The sequence below is a fragment of the Shewanella sp. SM101 genome (genome assembly GCF_025654465.1).
Lineage (GTDB): Bacteria > Pseudomonadota > Gammaproteobacteria > Enterobacterales > Shewanellaceae > Shewanella > Shewanella oncorhynchi.
In genome coordinates, this window is sequence record NZ_JAKKRH010000012.1 from 14,165 (window position 1) to 29,374 (window position 15,210).

11 protein-coding genes are annotated in these 15,210 nt (G+C 43.1%); 5 read left to right on the forward strand and 6 right to left on the reverse strand.

Features of this window, described 5'->3' with window-relative positions; all coding sequences use genetic code 11:
• Positions 1-249: 249 nt before the first annotated feature.
• Positions 250-2,253: a methyl-accepting chemotaxis protein gene (locus tag L5M38_RS08330; RefSeq protein ID WP_173243703.1), complete on the reverse strand. Its 2,004-nt coding sequence runs from the start codon at positions 2,251-2,253 to the stop codon at positions 250-252.
• Positions 2,254-2,513: 260 nt separating this feature from the next.
• Here L5M38_RS08330 and L5M38_RS08335 point away from each other — a divergent pair, with 260 nt between their 5' ends.
• The gene (locus L5M38_RS08335) at positions 2,514-2,759 is read left to right on the forward strand and encodes a YdcH family protein (RefSeq protein ID WP_113939445.1); all 246 of its coding nucleotides are present in this window, start codon (positions 2,514-2,516) and stop codon (positions 2,757-2,759) included.
• On the opposite strand, the gene L5M38_RS08340 is transcribed toward L5M38_RS08335, so the two are convergent.
• Together L5M38_RS08340 and L5M38_RS08345 are read right to left on the reverse strand one after the other, a co-directional pair.
• On the reverse strand, positions 2,744-5,824 hold the full coding sequence (locus L5M38_RS08340; RefSeq protein ID WP_263178767.1) for an efflux RND transporter permease subunit: 3,081 nt from the start codon (positions 5,822-5,824) through the stop codon (positions 2,744-2,746). The genes L5M38_RS08335 and L5M38_RS08340 overlap by 16 nt on opposite strands.
• A 2-nt stretch (positions 5,825-5,826) precedes the next feature.
• On the reverse strand, positions 5,827-6,933 hold the full coding sequence (locus tag L5M38_RS08345; RefSeq protein WP_263178768.1) for an efflux RND transporter periplasmic adaptor subunit: 1,107 nt from the start codon (positions 6,931-6,933) through the stop codon (positions 5,827-5,829).
• Positions 6,934-7,072: 139 nt separating this feature from the next.
• Here L5M38_RS08345 and L5M38_RS08350 point away from each other — a divergent pair, with 139 nt between their 5' ends.
• Together L5M38_RS08350 and L5M38_RS08355 are read left to right on the forward strand one after the other, a co-directional pair.
• The gene (locus L5M38_RS08350; RefSeq protein ID WP_263178769.1) at positions 7,073-7,702 is read left to right on the forward strand and encodes a TetR/AcrR family transcriptional regulator; all 630 of its coding nucleotides are present in this window, start codon (positions 7,073-7,075) and stop codon (positions 7,700-7,702) included.
• 120 nt (positions 7,703-7,822) lie between these two features.
• Positions 7,823-8,767, forward strand: coding sequence for an autotransporter outer membrane beta-barrel domain-containing protein (locus L5M38_RS08355; protein ID WP_263178770.1), 945 nt, complete (start codon positions 7,823-7,825; stop codon positions 8,765-8,767).
• 12 nt (positions 8,768-8,779) lie between these two features.
• Here the strand turns inward: L5M38_RS08355 and L5M38_RS08360 are convergent, their stop codons facing one another.
• The 3 genes from L5M38_RS08360 to L5M38_RS08370 all read right to left on the reverse strand — a co-directional run bounded on the left by L5M38_RS08360 (position 8,780) and on the right by L5M38_RS08370 (position 12,700).
• Entirely contained in the window at positions 8,780-9,340 is a 561-nt protein-coding gene (locus L5M38_RS08360) for a chalcone isomerase family protein (protein ID WP_263178771.1), read from the reverse strand.
• 299 nt (positions 9,341-9,639) lie between these two features.
• Positions 9,640-10,119: a DUF2947 domain-containing protein gene (locus L5M38_RS08365; RefSeq protein WP_263178773.1), complete on the reverse strand. Its 480-nt coding sequence runs from the start codon at positions 10,117-10,119 to the stop codon at positions 9,640-9,642.
• 118 nt (positions 10,120-10,237) lie between these two features.
• Complete coding sequence (locus L5M38_RS08370) at positions 10,238-12,700, reverse strand: 6-hydroxymethylpterin diphosphokinase MptE-like protein (protein ID WP_263178774.1); 2,463 nt, start codon at positions 12,698-12,700, stop codon at positions 10,238-10,240.
• Positions 12,701-13,055: 355 nt separating this feature from the next.
• On the opposite strand from L5M38_RS08370, the gene pseB reads away from it, so the two are divergent.
• Together pseB and pseC are read left to right on the forward strand one after the other, a co-directional pair.
• Complete coding sequence (gene pseB, locus L5M38_RS08375) at positions 13,056-14,051, forward strand: UDP-N-acetylglucosamine 4,6-dehydratase (inverting) (RefSeq protein WP_263178775.1); 996 nt, start codon at positions 13,056-13,058, stop codon at positions 14,049-14,051.
• The gene (gene pseC / locus L5M38_RS08380; RefSeq protein WP_263178776.1) at positions 14,048-15,196 is read left to right on the forward strand and encodes a UDP-4-amino-4,6-dideoxy-N-acetyl-beta-L-altrosamine transaminase; all 1,149 of its coding nucleotides are present in this window, start codon (positions 14,048-14,050) and stop codon (positions 15,194-15,196) included. The genes pseB and pseC overlap by 4 nt, the downstream gene beginning before the upstream one ends.
• Positions 15,197-15,210 lie beyond the last annotated feature (14 nt).

A 15,210-nucleotide genomic window follows, 5' to 3' on the forward strand; every position in this document is an offset into this window, starting at 1 on the left:
ACCTGAACTCGGGATAACGAGTGTCGAAAAATCTAAATTTAATAAATAAAATCAATGGTATAAAATTATTCGTTTAAAGCGAAAAATCTATTTCCTGACTGAATGCGCAGATTTTTGCGCATATCAAGGCGCTCTGTCGTACGCCATAGCGAGCTATGGTTAGACAGAGCAACGCAGAGAGGCCCGAAAAGATGCCTATTCAGCGGCTCTGCTTATCCCGAGCTCAGGTTATCTAAGTCCGTATTTGAGTTAGGCCTTAAACTGGCTTATTTGGCGTTTTAAGGCGGCGGCTAAGGAAGACAGTTCATTGGCAGAATGCACTGTTTCAGTGGCACGGTGCTCGCCTTCGTTAGCGAGTTCGCTGATCTGATGTAAATTGTGGGTTATCTCTTGTGCAACACTGCTTTGCTGCTCAGTAGCCGAAGCAATATTGCGTGAGCTAATCGCGAGTTCGCCAATCCTACGGGTGATTTCCTTCAGCTGTTCACCCGTTGCTTCACCCTGTGCTGCAGATTCCATTCCTAATTGATGACTTTGGCTCATTTGTTCTGTGGTGCTTTTCACTTGAGTTTGCAGCTTTTCAATTGTTTGGCCAATTTCTACAATGGATGACTGGGTCCGCTGGGCGAGAGTTCTCACCTCATCGGCAACGACAGCAAAGCCTCGACCTTGATCGCCTGCGCGCGCCGCTTCAATCGCTGCATTTAATGCGAGTAAATTAGTTTGCTCGGCAATGCTGTTAATGACTTCGGTCACCTTGCTGATCGCTTCACTTTCATGGCTGACTTTTTCAACCGATTGATGACTGTTACTGAGTTGCTGACTGAGTTTGAGTAAATCCTGCACCACTTTAGTCTGTTGGTTTTGACCTTCTTTGGCTGCGGCATCCACTTGCTGGCTTTGAACTGCGCCATCTTGGGCATGATTAGCTACATCACGGATCGAGGTCGACATTTCTTCGATGGCAGTTGCGATTTGATCCGTTTGTAGCATTAGGGCTTGAGCTTCTTCACCATTTTGCTTCGCGATGCTCTGTGCCTTGGAGGCTTGTTGCTCTAGACTCATGACTGAATCCTGCAATGCAATAATCAATTGCCTGAGCTCTGAGGACATAGTTGATACGCTGGTCGTGATTCGATCCACTTCGTTTTGACTCTGTGGTTCTGATGGTGCTAAGTGATGGCTAAAATCGCCACTGCCTAAATTTTCCATATGCACTTGGAGGGCATGCAAAGGTTTGAGTGCGCGAATTAAGACAACTGATAATAGCGCTGTGATCAGCGCGATCCCTGTGATAGCAACGATGGCGTTGATGGTGAGCAATTGCATACTTTCTTCATTAAGCTCACTTGCCTTGACTTGACCCACTAGCACCCAATTCCAGCCCGTCACGGTTTGGCTATAGGCAAACATGGGCTCATTTTTACTATTGCTGTAATGGGATTCCGCATCATTTTGGGTGGCATACGCAACACTTAAGCCATCAAGCATACTTTCGGTGATGATGTCACCTGCATTGAACTTAGGATGGGCGACCAACACATTGTCAGCTTTGCGTACTAATAGAAAATGGCCACTTTCTTCTAAGGTGATTCTGTTAACTGCTTCTTGTAATTGTTTTAAGGAACTGGTGATGTCGAAGCCAATATATAAGATACCAATAACTTTGCCCTGTGTGTCTTTCACTGGACGATAGACTGTCATGTAGTCTTTGCCGAAAAGTTTGGCATAACCTTCGTATTCATTACCGCTGATCAGCACTTGATAGCCTGGATGTGTTTTGCCAAGGGAAGTACCTAGTGCACGGCTGCCATCGGCTTTTTTGAGCGAAGTCGAAACTCGCATAAAGTCATCGCCATCACGCACAAATACTGTAGCGGTACCGCCAGTTAGATTAGCAAAACGATCGACTTTACTTTTTGATGAGTTCACTTGTTCTTGTTCGTGCATTAGGGCTGGAGAGCCTACTCCCATCACATTGACCGTTTTATTTTGCAGACTAAATTGTCCAGGATACATTTCCTTAAAAACATCGGCGTTGCGTCTCGCAAGCTGCAGAAGACTATCGTACTGCAGCTCTAACATGTCTGAAACTGCACGCATTTCAGATTTCATGGCACTGATACCTTTATCTTCTAATACATTTGAAGCGGCTTTATAGGAGACGGTACTCAATACGCCAAAGATGAGAAGAGTGAGAATAAACGCGAGGGCGCCAATTTGTTTTGCAATAGGCCAATTTTTATAATTCATCGTAAGATCCTATAGGTAACGGTTACATCAATGTAGCCTAAGTTTTACTTTGTAGTCTTGATGTGGGTCTAAAACTTCTGCAATTTTAAACTCATTTCGTTGATATTTTTGCAGTTTTAGACTTGGACTCATCAGCTTATTTTGCAGAAATGTTAGCAGATAACATGTCCAAGTACTGGCTGTATTCTGAAGGTATAGACTAAGCTGCTTAAGGTGAATGGAGTTCATAGTGTTAGAACCACATTATAGGAGAAGTGTATATGCTAGGTGAGAATCATGCGTTGGTTTATGAGTTTCCTGATTTTGTCGATCAAATTAAGCATTTAAAAGTCAATAATACCGTCTTCGCGACCATGGCTAGTCGTTACCATGAGCTCGATAATAAAATTAGGGCGCTGGAGTTAACAAAAGTGCCCACCGCCGATGAGCACTTTTTAGCGTTAAAATTAGAGCGATTAAACCTTAAAGATAAACTGTACCAATATCTAGTTCATGATGCGATTTGAGCTTGAATCGCGGATGGGGTGTTTGCCGTACGGGTTTTCATCAGCAGCAAATACATAGTTGGAACCCATACCAGAGAAAGTAAAGTCGTCAGCAGTGTGCCGCCCGCGATAGCAATGGCAAAGGGAGGCCAAAACCCGCCGCCAGCAATGATGAGCGGAATAAAACCGCCCACGGTGGTAATGGTCGTTGAGCTGATATGACGACCACAGCTGCTGACGGTAGAGACTATGGTTTCCATATCGCCGAGCCGAGCGCTCGGCATATCTTCTAGTTCGGCCAAGATCACAATCGCAGCGTTAATGGCAAGTCCCATTAATCCAAGTAGTCCTATGATGACAGGGAATCCAAAGGGATACCCGAACACAAACACGGCTAATAGGCCAAGTCCTGCTGATTGTATCGCGCTCAATAGAATAATCGCCGTGAGCCTAAAGGAGTTGAACGACAACACCACAGTGGCTAATAACAAGGTGACGACCAATATCATATTGGACAGTAAATTACCGACTGCTTCGTTACGCTTAGCGCTTTCCCCACCGATTTCAATGCGATAACCCGATGGCAACGGTAATTGAGCCACTTTATCTTTAACATCATTAAGCACTTGAGCAGGTAATACCCCACTGACGATATAGGCTTCTATGGTATTAACCCTTTGGCCGTTGCGCCTTGGAATGGCGCCGCGGCTCACTTGCACTTCGTTGTGGGCGAGGGCGGATAATGCAACAGACTCACCCGAAGGTGTCATTAATTGAATTTCAGAAAGGCGGCTCACCTGCTCGCGACTGTCATCAGCAAGGCGAACTCGTACGGGTAAGGATTCTGTTTGCTCAAGCACGCTACCACCGATAACGCCTGTGGTTGACATTTGGATCTGTTTGGCAATGTCCGTCAGGCTTAACCCACTCATTAGACTGGCATCTTCATTTACCTGTAGCCACAGCTTAGGTGCACCGGCACTTAAGGTTGCACGTGTGTGAAGTACATCCGGCGTTTGCGCGAGAATATTACGAACGTCGTCGCCTAATGATCGCAAAGTATCTAGATTCGGGCCGAAGATCATTAGCTCCACTGGCGCATTAAAGGGCGGGCCTTGCTCGAGTTTTCGTACTAGTACTTGCGCTTCGGGAAAAGCGCTATCAAATTGCTGTTGTAATTCGGGGATTAACTCATTGGCACGCTCAAAGTCAGTCACTTTTACCATGGCCTGTGCATAGTTAGTCGCCCCTTGTTGGCGCTGCGTCAGGTTGTAATAAAATGAGGGCGTATTACCGCCCACCACCCAATCGACTTGAGTGATCCCTGTGACTGCGTGGAGTTTTTTATCCATCAACTGCACTTGGTTCAAGGTGTTTTCTAAACTCACATGGGGCGCAAGATAAATTTCAATTTGGAACATGTCCCTGTCCGATGGCGGAAAGAATTGCTCTGTCATCTTACCCGAGGCGAAAAACCCTAATACTGGTGTAATGCCGATAAGCAGCGCGCTAACGATAGGGCGTTTAAGGGCAATTCTCAGGCTCGCTTGAAAATATTGGCTCACTAGCGGGAGGTTGATCCCGTGTTGATACCAGACATCCTGTTTACCTTCATGACTAAAACGTCCCGCGAGCCCTGCAATTAACGTATGGGAAATCACGTAAGAGCCCAGCAGCGCAAACATCACTGACATGGCAATGCCACCGACAAATTCCCCCGCAGCACCGGGCATGAGTACTATGGGCGCAAAAGCCAAAATAGTGGTGATAGTCGATCCCGCTAAGGGCAGCCAAAGGTGGTGTAAGGTTTCGCTCACTGCGGCTAAACGGCTCATTCCTTGCTGACGCCTTTGTGATATGGCATCGACAATCACTATCGCATTGTCCACCATGATCCCAAGGGCGACGACGAGTCCTGTCACCGACATTTGATGTATCGGCAGGCCGATATATTTCATGCAGGCCAAGGTAAATAGCGCTGTGAGCGGCAATGAAATCGCCACTATGATGGCGTTTCTTAAGCCTAGGGTAAGGAGTAATACCAGCAAGATGATGATAAATCCTTGCAGCAGGTTAACCACTAGCCCGCCAAGTCGTTCGCTGGTGTAACTGTTTTGCTCGAATAGCCATTGGATCTGGATATTAGCGGGAACTTCGCGATTGAGTTCGTCAACGACGTTATTGACTTGCGCTTGCCAAAGATCAACACGGGTATTATCGATCATTCGTACTGCAACCATTACGCCTTGTTCACCATCGACTAACGCTATGCTATCCGCTGGGGTTTGAGCTTGGCGAATCACAGTGGCTATGTCGCCGAGGCGAATAATTTGCCCTTGGCTATCAATTTTAAGCGGCACTTGGCGAATACGGGTTAAAGAATCAAGCTCGCCGGAGACTTCAACTAAGGCGCGAAATTCACGGTTGTTGATTTCACCGGCAGCAATTTTACTGTCGGCGCCGCTGAGAATATGGGCGATGGAAGCAGGAGAGAGCTGTAACTGGCTCATCTTGTTACCATCAAGCTGCACTAGCATTTCTTCGGTCGGTGCGCCGTAAAGTTTGACAAAATCCGTGCCCGATAACAGCCTGAGCCGACTCTGTAATTCTTTTGCGTAGCGGTTTAGCATGTCGACTTGTACGGGCGTATTACTATTCCACACTAAACTTAAGATGGCGGTGTAGGCATAACCAATTTGATCATCGAGTGTGGGAGATTGTATGCCCTCAGGTAAATTAATTTTCGCATCGGCCAATAAATCCCGTGCTCGAGACCATACGGGAGCCGTTTCTTTAACTGTGTCTTTCAATTCTAACTGTATAACTGAAATCCCTGGTCGAGAGGTTGATTGGATCAACTTAATTTCTTCCAAACGTCTAAGCTGGTTTTCAATGACTTCAGTCACTAAGGCTTCGACCCGCTCGGCTGAGGCGCCAGGATAAGGGGTGATCACAGAGGCGAAACGGTTAGTTATGTGGGGATCTTCAGTACGCGGTAGGCTCGATATCGCACCAAAGCCTGCGACAAGTAATAGCGCAATAACGAGGCTGACTAAGCGGCCGTTTTCAACAAAGGCTTTAATCATAATTACCTCGTGGCTGCAGCAATGGGAGATACAGTTTGGCCTACGACCAGCTTATGCAGCCCTTGGCTGACATAGATTTCATTAGGCTGAATCGCGCCTTGAATGTAGGCCATGTCTTGGGTGGTGTAGAGGATTTCCACATCGCGGCGCTCTATGATTGATTGCTGTTCATAGTTTGCGATGACATAGAGATTCCATAATCCGCGAATACCATCCGTCAATGCGGAAATGGGTACCCAATAGCCCGGTTGCGGGATTTGCTGTCGTTGATGCAGATACGCAATTTCGCCATTGATTACATGGGCATCATTTGGCAGGCTTATTCTCAGTTGTAGGGTGCGACTGATGGGATTGACTTCAGCGCTGATACCGGCAATTTCAGAGGTAAAGGTTTGATCTTGCACGCTGACTTGCACTTGCTGTTTGGTGTGAAATTGTTCTGCTAGCGCAACAGGAACACCAATATAAGCTTCAGGATTGATGTTACCCACTAAGGTGAAGATAGGACTGCCCGCGGCAATCACTTCGCCAAGATTATGTAGCCTTTGGCTTATGGTACCGTCAAAGGGAGCCATTAAAATGGATTTGTCGAGCTTAAGTTGGTTGGCATGCTGCGAGGCAAGTAGACGGTTTTTCGCTGCGGCTAAGCTATTTAATTGTGAGCGGTTTTCATCTAATAGCTGTTCAGAGACATAGCCCGATTTTTTCAATTCTTGATTACGTTTTAGAGTGCTGGTGGCCAGATCAACATCGGCTTGGGTTTGTGCCAGACTTGCTTGGATCTCTTGACGCTCGGCTTCGAGTAGCCGGGTATCGAGAACTGCAAGTATTTGTCCTTGCTTAACTTTACTCCCAGAATCGACCTGTAAATTGTTTAACTTTCCCGCTAGTTCAAAGCCTACACCTGTGGTATTACCTGCACGGATGGTGCCAGTGAAGGTCTGAAAGTGTTCATAACTTGGGGTCTGGATCAACGTTTGGCTTGTGACTGTGGGTTGCGTGGCTGTCGTAGCGTGTTCGGTGACTTCCTTTTGACAGGCGGATAATGTGGCTAAAGCAAACACGCAGACGCTAAGAGTGCGCCAAGAAAGTCGGGCAGTTCGATCCATTTTAAAGGCTTCCGCTGTAAGTTAAACGTTAATACTATGTAACTAGACTTGCTAGTCTAGTTGTACGAAACTAGACTGTCTAGTCTATTTTGTGCTTAACTAATGCCAATTAATTATGTCTATCTATTCGAGAGTTGATATGACGCATTCCTCTGAGACGCAATTACCTTTGAGCCGTAGTGAACAAAAACGTCAGCAAGTCCTTGTGGCTGCTATTGATTTGTTTTGTCGTCAAGGTTTCCCTCATACCAGTATGGATGAGGTTGCAAAGCTTGCGGGCGTGTCGAAACAAACCGTATATTCCCATTACGGGAGCAAAGATGAATTATTTGTTGCGGCAATTGAATCTAAGTGTGTTGGCCATAATCTTAACGATGATTTGTTAAGTGATCCCACTAAACCAGAATCGGCATTAACCCAATTTGCTTTGCAATTTGGGGAGATGATTGTCAGTCCTGAAGCTATTACTGTATTCAAAGCCTGTGTGGCGCAATCCGAAAGTCATCCTGAAGTGTCGCGATTGTTCTTTGATGCAGGCCCTAAGCACATAGTGGGCTTATTGGCGGATTATTTAGTCGCTGTAGAGGCGTTAGGGCAATATCGATTTGGTAATGCTCACCATAGTGCAGTGCGTTTATGTTTAATGCTGTTTGGTGAGCTAAAACTTAAATTAGAATTGGGGTTAGCGGCCGATGAGCTTTTTGACGACAGGAATCATTATATATTGGGTTGTGCTGACATGTTCTTGAGGGCGTATCGGGTAGAGTAAAGGCTTGTTTGTTTCAAAGGTATTAGTTTGTATCTTCATTTTGAAAGTGTGAACCTTTTTATTCAATAGCGCGTATTATGCACAAAAATTTATCCATTATTTTAAATACAAGGAGCTAGCGTGGCTAATCGAAAACTCGCACCATTAAGCGTAAAACAGCGGTTGCTGAAAGGCAGTTTGTTATTGTTACCGTTAATGAGCTGTGCCGCTATTGCAGCGGATAAACCTTCGCAGGAATACAAACCTTTTAGATTAAGTGTCACGCAGATCAGCACCCAAAGCGCCGAGGTAGCTAATGGCAATACTGAGCTACAAAGGGACAGCTTATTACTGAATGCTGGGATGAATGTATCGCTGGATAAGCAATGGTCGCTAGGCTTTCGTGTGGGCTATGACCGACTTGATTATGACTGGCGTAACATCACGCTTACTGGCGCAAACAATGTCGCACCGCTGTTTGGCACCGACGGACAGAATTGGGATCATATTAATCGTTACCGTGCCGGAGTGTCCTTAAATTATCGCATGGATAAACATTGGGCCTTCTTTTTAGCGCCGCAGATCCAATATGCCTACGCCGATACTGCATCGGCTAGCCAAGCTCAGAGTTACGGTATTGTGGCATCGGCCATGTATGCATTTGATTCGGGAAACATGATTGGCTTTGGCGTCGCGTATCTTAATGATATCGATGAAGTTCGCACAGTGCCTTATCTTGCCATGCGTTGGCAGATAGATGAACATTGGACACTGGCTAATCCATTCCAAGCTGGTTTTAGTGGTCCAGCAGGACTAGAGCTTAGTTATCAATTCAATCCTGATTGGAATATTGGTTTGGGTAGTTCACGTCGTACTGAGCGATTCCTTATTGAGGATGATGATATTGCTGTAGAAACGAACGAATGGGTGAGTTATCTGCGTGGCGGTTGGCGAGCAACGCCTGCTTTAACCGTAAATCTCTATGCTGGTTATTACTATGATGGTGAGTTAGAAGTGACAAATCAAGCCGCGCTTGAAATGGATAACCAAGGCGCAGCGGCCTTGGATATCGAATTCAAATTCTAACGTTAATGTTAGTTATTTGCCCAGCATGGCTTCTTTGAGGCTTTTCTGGGCTGGCTTATCACCTAGCCAAATTTTTAACAGTGCTTGACGGAACATTTCACCTTCGATGGTGGCTTGTTCCTGACCATTTTTATAGGCCGTCACGCCACGGGCTTTATTGGCGACTAAGGTAAATTGGTCACCTTCTTTAATTTCTTCCTTAAACAGTGCCATAAAGGTATCTATTTGCGGTTGAATATCGGCGGTGTTTTCTGCCGTCGCTTGCTCAAAACCTTCGGTGATCGCATCGCGCATTTTTTCTGAGGTGATCATGCCAGAGGTAATATTAAGGCGGATCGCCGCAATTGGAGCATCGATAACCGCTGCTGTGCTACTTAAGGCTGCTGGCAAATACAGACTGCCCACATATAAATCCATAAAGAACTTACTGCGAACCCCCGCGCCATTGAGCTGTAATGCTTGACTATCTAATGTCACAGTATCGGCGACTTGCACACCTGATACTTCTTTGGCCATTAATGTGTGGGGTAATAACAGCGCGCTTGCTAGGGTAAGAGTGGAGAGTAACTTCATAATACACCTCGTTTTTCTATTTTAATTATTGGATTTTAAGCAGATTTTTATGAGTATTTACAGCAAAAAGTTGACCCCAACTTCTCAAATACTCGGCACCGAAAACGGATGTTAATCTAAAGAAGAGGGGAGAGATAGGCTAATTGTGCTTACGCATCATTCGAAAATGGCTAATATGGCATACTCATCATTAAGTATGAGCATGCCAACAAGATGACTCCTCGCGCTAAACTATTGCGTAAAAGTGTTGGCGTAAAGCTATCGATGGGAAATTATCAGCGTTAAGCGCCCTGTATAAATTATCCGCGAGTGCCTAGCTTGTACTGACCACTCTGTTCGAACATCACCGCTTGTTTCTGTTTTGGCGAGATCAAAATGGGACCGTCGTCAAAGAAAAGAAAACACTTCCAATTGCGGACGAACACATCCCAACGAGTTTCAATAATCTGATATTTTTCATAGCAAAAATACACCGGCGTCTCATCGGGCCATTGTATAAGCTCAGCTAACATGGTGGGTAAACTGCTATCTTCACTATCCCAAGCGCTCTGCCAGTGATCTGTTTCCACCCAAGCATCAGCCTTCGCCGCCCAATCTCCCTTAGTAAATTGCTCCGCACGACTACTCTTGTTGCTGATCCATTGATTCCAGATTTCCATCGCACTTTTATCTGTTAACGGCAGGATATGCGCCTTGTCCTCGTCAGTGACAGGCAAGTCTTTGTGGTTGAAAATCCACTTACGGCGGTAAGTTTCTAAAGGTATATAGGTATGAGCCAAACAAAATCTCCTAGGATATGCAGATGAGCAATGCTGAAACGAGGCTAATTATACGGTCTAGCGAGGTAATAGTGAAATCACCGAACACGAATATGCGAGTTCGGTGATCTTGAGCCTGTTATTGTGAGACGTTCATTAGTCTTGTGAGTTCAGATAAGTAATCACGTGCCACTTGATTATCGGGATCGGCATTAATTGCATTAGAAAATGCAGTGTGCGAAGCTTCTACTTGATTGATTTCAAACATGAATAATCCAAGTTTTATCCATGTTTGTGTATCCGATGGATACTTCTCTAAGTAATCTAGGTAGACATTAACTGAGTCTTGAATCTTGCCTTGGAGTTTTAAAATATGCGCATACTGAGGCATGTACTCATCACTATAAGCCAAAATTTTGACTAGAGTTGCTGTTGCAAGCTCAAGGTTACTTAGTTTGAGCGCCAGTAAAATAATATGCTTTAACTCCATCTCAGTACAAAGTTCTTCAGGCAGAGCAAGTAAAGCATCTAATGCCTGCTGCGGCTGCTGTTCAAGGCTGAGTTGGAATGATAAGGCGAGGTGGTACAGCCTTTTAGCTTCATTGTCAGATTCAATTAAGGGGAATAAGTTTTGGACTGTAAGTGATAATCCATAACTATTTTTTTTAGAGTTAAGTCCCATAATTTTTTTATAAACGTGTTCCATTGATGATGCGGATTTTAATATGTCAATATACTCGTTTCTTACTTTGGTAATATCTTTATTGAATTCATTTTTTAATTTTCTGTAAATTTTACTTTCGGCATTATTTAATTTTTTATTTTTGTTGTGCCATAGAATAGCTCTTCCTGGTTGGTTGTCTTTGAACCAAGTTGGAGCTAACTGTATTAATGAGTTTGAATCAATCTCTAGTATTCTAAATTCAACTTTTTCACAAACTTGTGTTATTAGCCTTAACATGTTGTGACAAATATTGCTAAAGGCTTCATAGTAGTCTATTGTCATTTTGTTGATATACGATTGAGTCCAGATTTCAGTTTCTCTTGTTGTCAGGAACTTGGAAAATTCAAAGTAACCATATGTCTTAATTATTTTTGAGACGATAGAGTATTCTGAATTTATTTTATCCTCTATTATATTAATTTTATTTATTATCACTTTGGACTTCAAAGTATTAGAACTTAATTTTTTTGTGAGCAATAAGGCTTTCTTTGTTAGTTTTAAAACTTTGTTGAAAGTCTCTTTTTTCTCATTGCACTCATTTAGCGATAAGACTAAAATCTTTCTGTTTTCTTCAATTTTATTGGATGTTGATGTAGGTTTTATTTTGCTGCCAAATTCATCTAGGACAATGTCATTAGTTGTCATATGGCTAATGCAATCTATTTTTGCAGCGCTAGCCGATAGGTTTATAAAGTCAATGTTAGGATAGTTTTTTACCTCATCGGTTAGTGCTTCCATTGCATGAATCAGTTGTATTGGAGTTTCTGCTTGGTAGCCTGCATAAGTTTCAACCCATTTGTTGTTATGTCCTAAACTAGGGCCGAGGTTAGCTTCAACTGTTCCGTTTGCATGGCTATATCCAGATCTTGAGTAACAATAATCAACACCGCTTAATAGTATTCTATTGAATCCCATCTCAATCGCCAAATGAATCGAACTATTAGTCACAGTAGGCCCAACAGTAATGATATTATCGTGATCATTACTGTCGCTCCATGGATATCTTTGACCTAAATATACGCTTTGTCCATGCCATTGCGAAAGTATTTTTGGACAAATGTGGTATGAATTAACTAGAAGTGTTTTTTCACTCAATGAAAAAATTTCTCGACTGACATCAAAGCTAAACTCTTGTGGGTCGACACAAGTAATAATATCTACTGAAATCGAATTTTTTGCTAGTTTTCCAGCAATGCGAGATACGGCAATAATAAAAATATTGTTATTATTTTCTTTTATCCAACTAATGTGCTCATCAAGTGATGGCCCGCCAGCAACTATTAAGCAGGTCTTGCCTTTAAATGTATCTTTAAGTATTTTTGCTGGTATTTTATTGTCGGGTATGTTTTCTAGTTGCGTCTGAAAAAATATTTTTTGAGTGAAACTTATGCTATAATTGAAGTATTCATCTTGAATTGTACTCTCTATTCTATTCAAAAGTGTATTGTAGGCATCAAGGTGTAGGGATGATGCACCAAGAGATGCGTAGACTTCATATTTACCTTTGGCAATATATAATTGAATATCTTCTTTTTTTAAGAGTTCTATAAATTCAAGTTCATTTACAATTTTAACATGTTTCTCTTGAGCCGATGGGATGTCTATAACGAGTAGTGGAAGCACTTCATCCAATTCAACGAAAATAAATTTAGATCCTATGGCTATATCTTGTTCTAATACATAGTTTGCTAATAGTCCTGAATCTAGTCCGACCACGATATTGAGCTTGTCTTGAGAAGCAAAGCTCTGTTTAAATTTTTTATCATATATAGTTCTTGAGTCAATGCTCTCAAACGTATGGCGATTAATACTGGGTAAGTAGTACTCGTTGAAGGGACTTATTGCAAAGTTATTCGATATGTTGGTTTGTAGTTGCATATTTTCCTCGTTTGGGCGAACAACTTAAAGTGCACTTTGGTGCTACGAGCATAATGTCATTTCATGGAGGCTTAGCGCAAGTTACGCCCCATCAATCTTTTGACACTAAAAGTCAATCGAGATTTGTTACTAAATTGTAAATTTCTGATTTGTACATATCAATAAGCAGATAAAAATTTCATATTTTATCTATAGTTGCCTATAATCATTTCTGATTAGTAGTATAATTTTGTTATGTGTTGAGCGCTATGAAGTTTTTTGGCGCGAATTTTGTATAAACAGGGTTGTTTGACGAACTTGCTCATAGTTGTCACAAGCAGTTAATCGAAGGTTTAAACAGTAAGTGGGGAGCTTTATGTTTGATAATAAAACAATTTTGATTACCGGTGGCACTGGGTCATTTGGGCAAAAATATACTAAAACTATTCTCGAAAGATACAAACCCAAACGCCTCATCATTTTTTCACGTGATGAGCTAAAGCAATACGAGATGCAGCAAATCTTTAACGCTCCTTGTATGCGTTATTTTATTGGTGATGTGCGTGATGCAGATAGATTAAAACAAGCTTTTAAAGATGTGGATTTTGTGATCCATGCTGCAGCACTTAAACAGGTTCCCGCCGCTGAATACAATCCTATGGAATGCATAAAAACCAATATCCATGGAGCTGAAAATGTGATCCGGGCCGCCATCAGTAATAATGTTAAGAAGGTCATTGCTTTATCAACTGATAAAGCCGCTAGCCCAATTAATTTATATGGTGCGACTAAGTTGGCCTCCGATAAGCTCTTTGTCGCCGCCAATAACGTGGTGGGGGATGGCAAAACCCGATTTGCCGCGGTTCGTTATGGCAACGTCGTGGGATCGCGAGGTTCAGTTGTGCCTTTCTTTAAACAACTGATTGCTAATGGTGCGACTTCGCTGCCCATTACGCATCCCGATATGACACGTTTTTGGATTACTCTTCAGGATGGTGTTGATTTCGTTTTAAAAAACTTCTCCCGTATGCAGGGTGGAGAAATCTTCGTACCCAAAATTCCTTCTATTCGTATCACTGATCTTGCCGCAGCCTATGGGCCGAGTTTGGAGCAGCAGATTGTAGGTATTCGCCCCGGGGAAAAAATGCATGAGGTCATGTGTCCTGGGGATGACTCCCATCACACTATTGAATTTGATGACCACTTTGTCATCACGCCAAGTATTCGTTTTTTTGGGCGTGAAACAGACTTTTGTACCAATGCCTTAGGAGAGAAGGGGCAAGCTGTGCCGATGGGATTTGAATATAATTCTGGCACTAATCCACATTTTTTAACACAGGCTGAAATTCTTAAACTGGATACCGTTGCATGATCCCTTATGGCCGACAAGACATCAATCAGGCTGATGTGGATGCTGTGATTGAAGTGCTTAATTCTGATTATTTGACTCAAGGACCCAAGGTCCCTGCATTTGAGTCAGCGGTTGCTTCCTATTGTTCAGCTCGCTATGGGGTAGCAGTAAATAGTGCGACTTCCGCCTTGCATATTGCATGTCTCGCTCTTGGGGTTGGGCCAAACGATTTAGTATGGACTCCTCCTATTACCTTTGTCGCTTCGGCAAACTGCGCGCTTTATTGCGGAGCAGAGATTGATTTTGTCGATGTTGATCCTCTAACAGGTAATCTTTGTCCAAGTGCATTGGCAATGAAATTAGAACAAGCTGCTCGGATAGGGAAACTCCCCAAGGTTGTAATCCCTGTACATTTATGTGGTCATAGTTGCGATATGGCAGCTATCGCTGCGCTTGCTGAACAATATCGTTTTAGCATCATTGAAGATGCGTCTCACGGTATTGGTGGGAGTTACCATCGATACCCACTGGGTAGCTGCCAATACTCTGATATCACAGTTTTTAGCTTTCACCCCGTCAAAATTATCACCAGCGCAGAAGGCGGTATGGCCATGACAAACAGCTCAGAATTAGCTGAAAAAATGGTCCTTTACCGCAGCCACGGTATCACTAAAGCCCCCAATAAAATGTTAAGATCAGATGAAGGGGACTGGTATTACGAACAACACGCCTTGGGATTTAACTATAGGATGACGGAGTTGCATGCAGCACTTGGACTATCACAAATGAGTCGTCTAGATAATTTTGTGACTAAACGAAATCAATTGGCTGATATCTATGAGCAAGAACTAGCAGGTTTACGACTGAATGTTGTTGACCCTATACCAGATTCTATCAGCGCTAGACATCTCTATATGATACGGCTGCAACATGCAGATCAACGCCGCATAGTTTTCGATACAATGCGTCGTAATGATATTCAAGTGCATGTGCATTATTTTCCTGTGCATTTACAGCCATATTATATTGCTCTTGGTTTTAAAGTTGGCGACTTTCCTAATGCTGAACGTTTTTATGAAGAAATTCTCACACTTCCTTTATATCCCATATTGGACCGGTCTGAGTTGCAATATATCGTAGCTACGCTTTTTACTTGCATAAGTTAATCTATGCTAGCCAA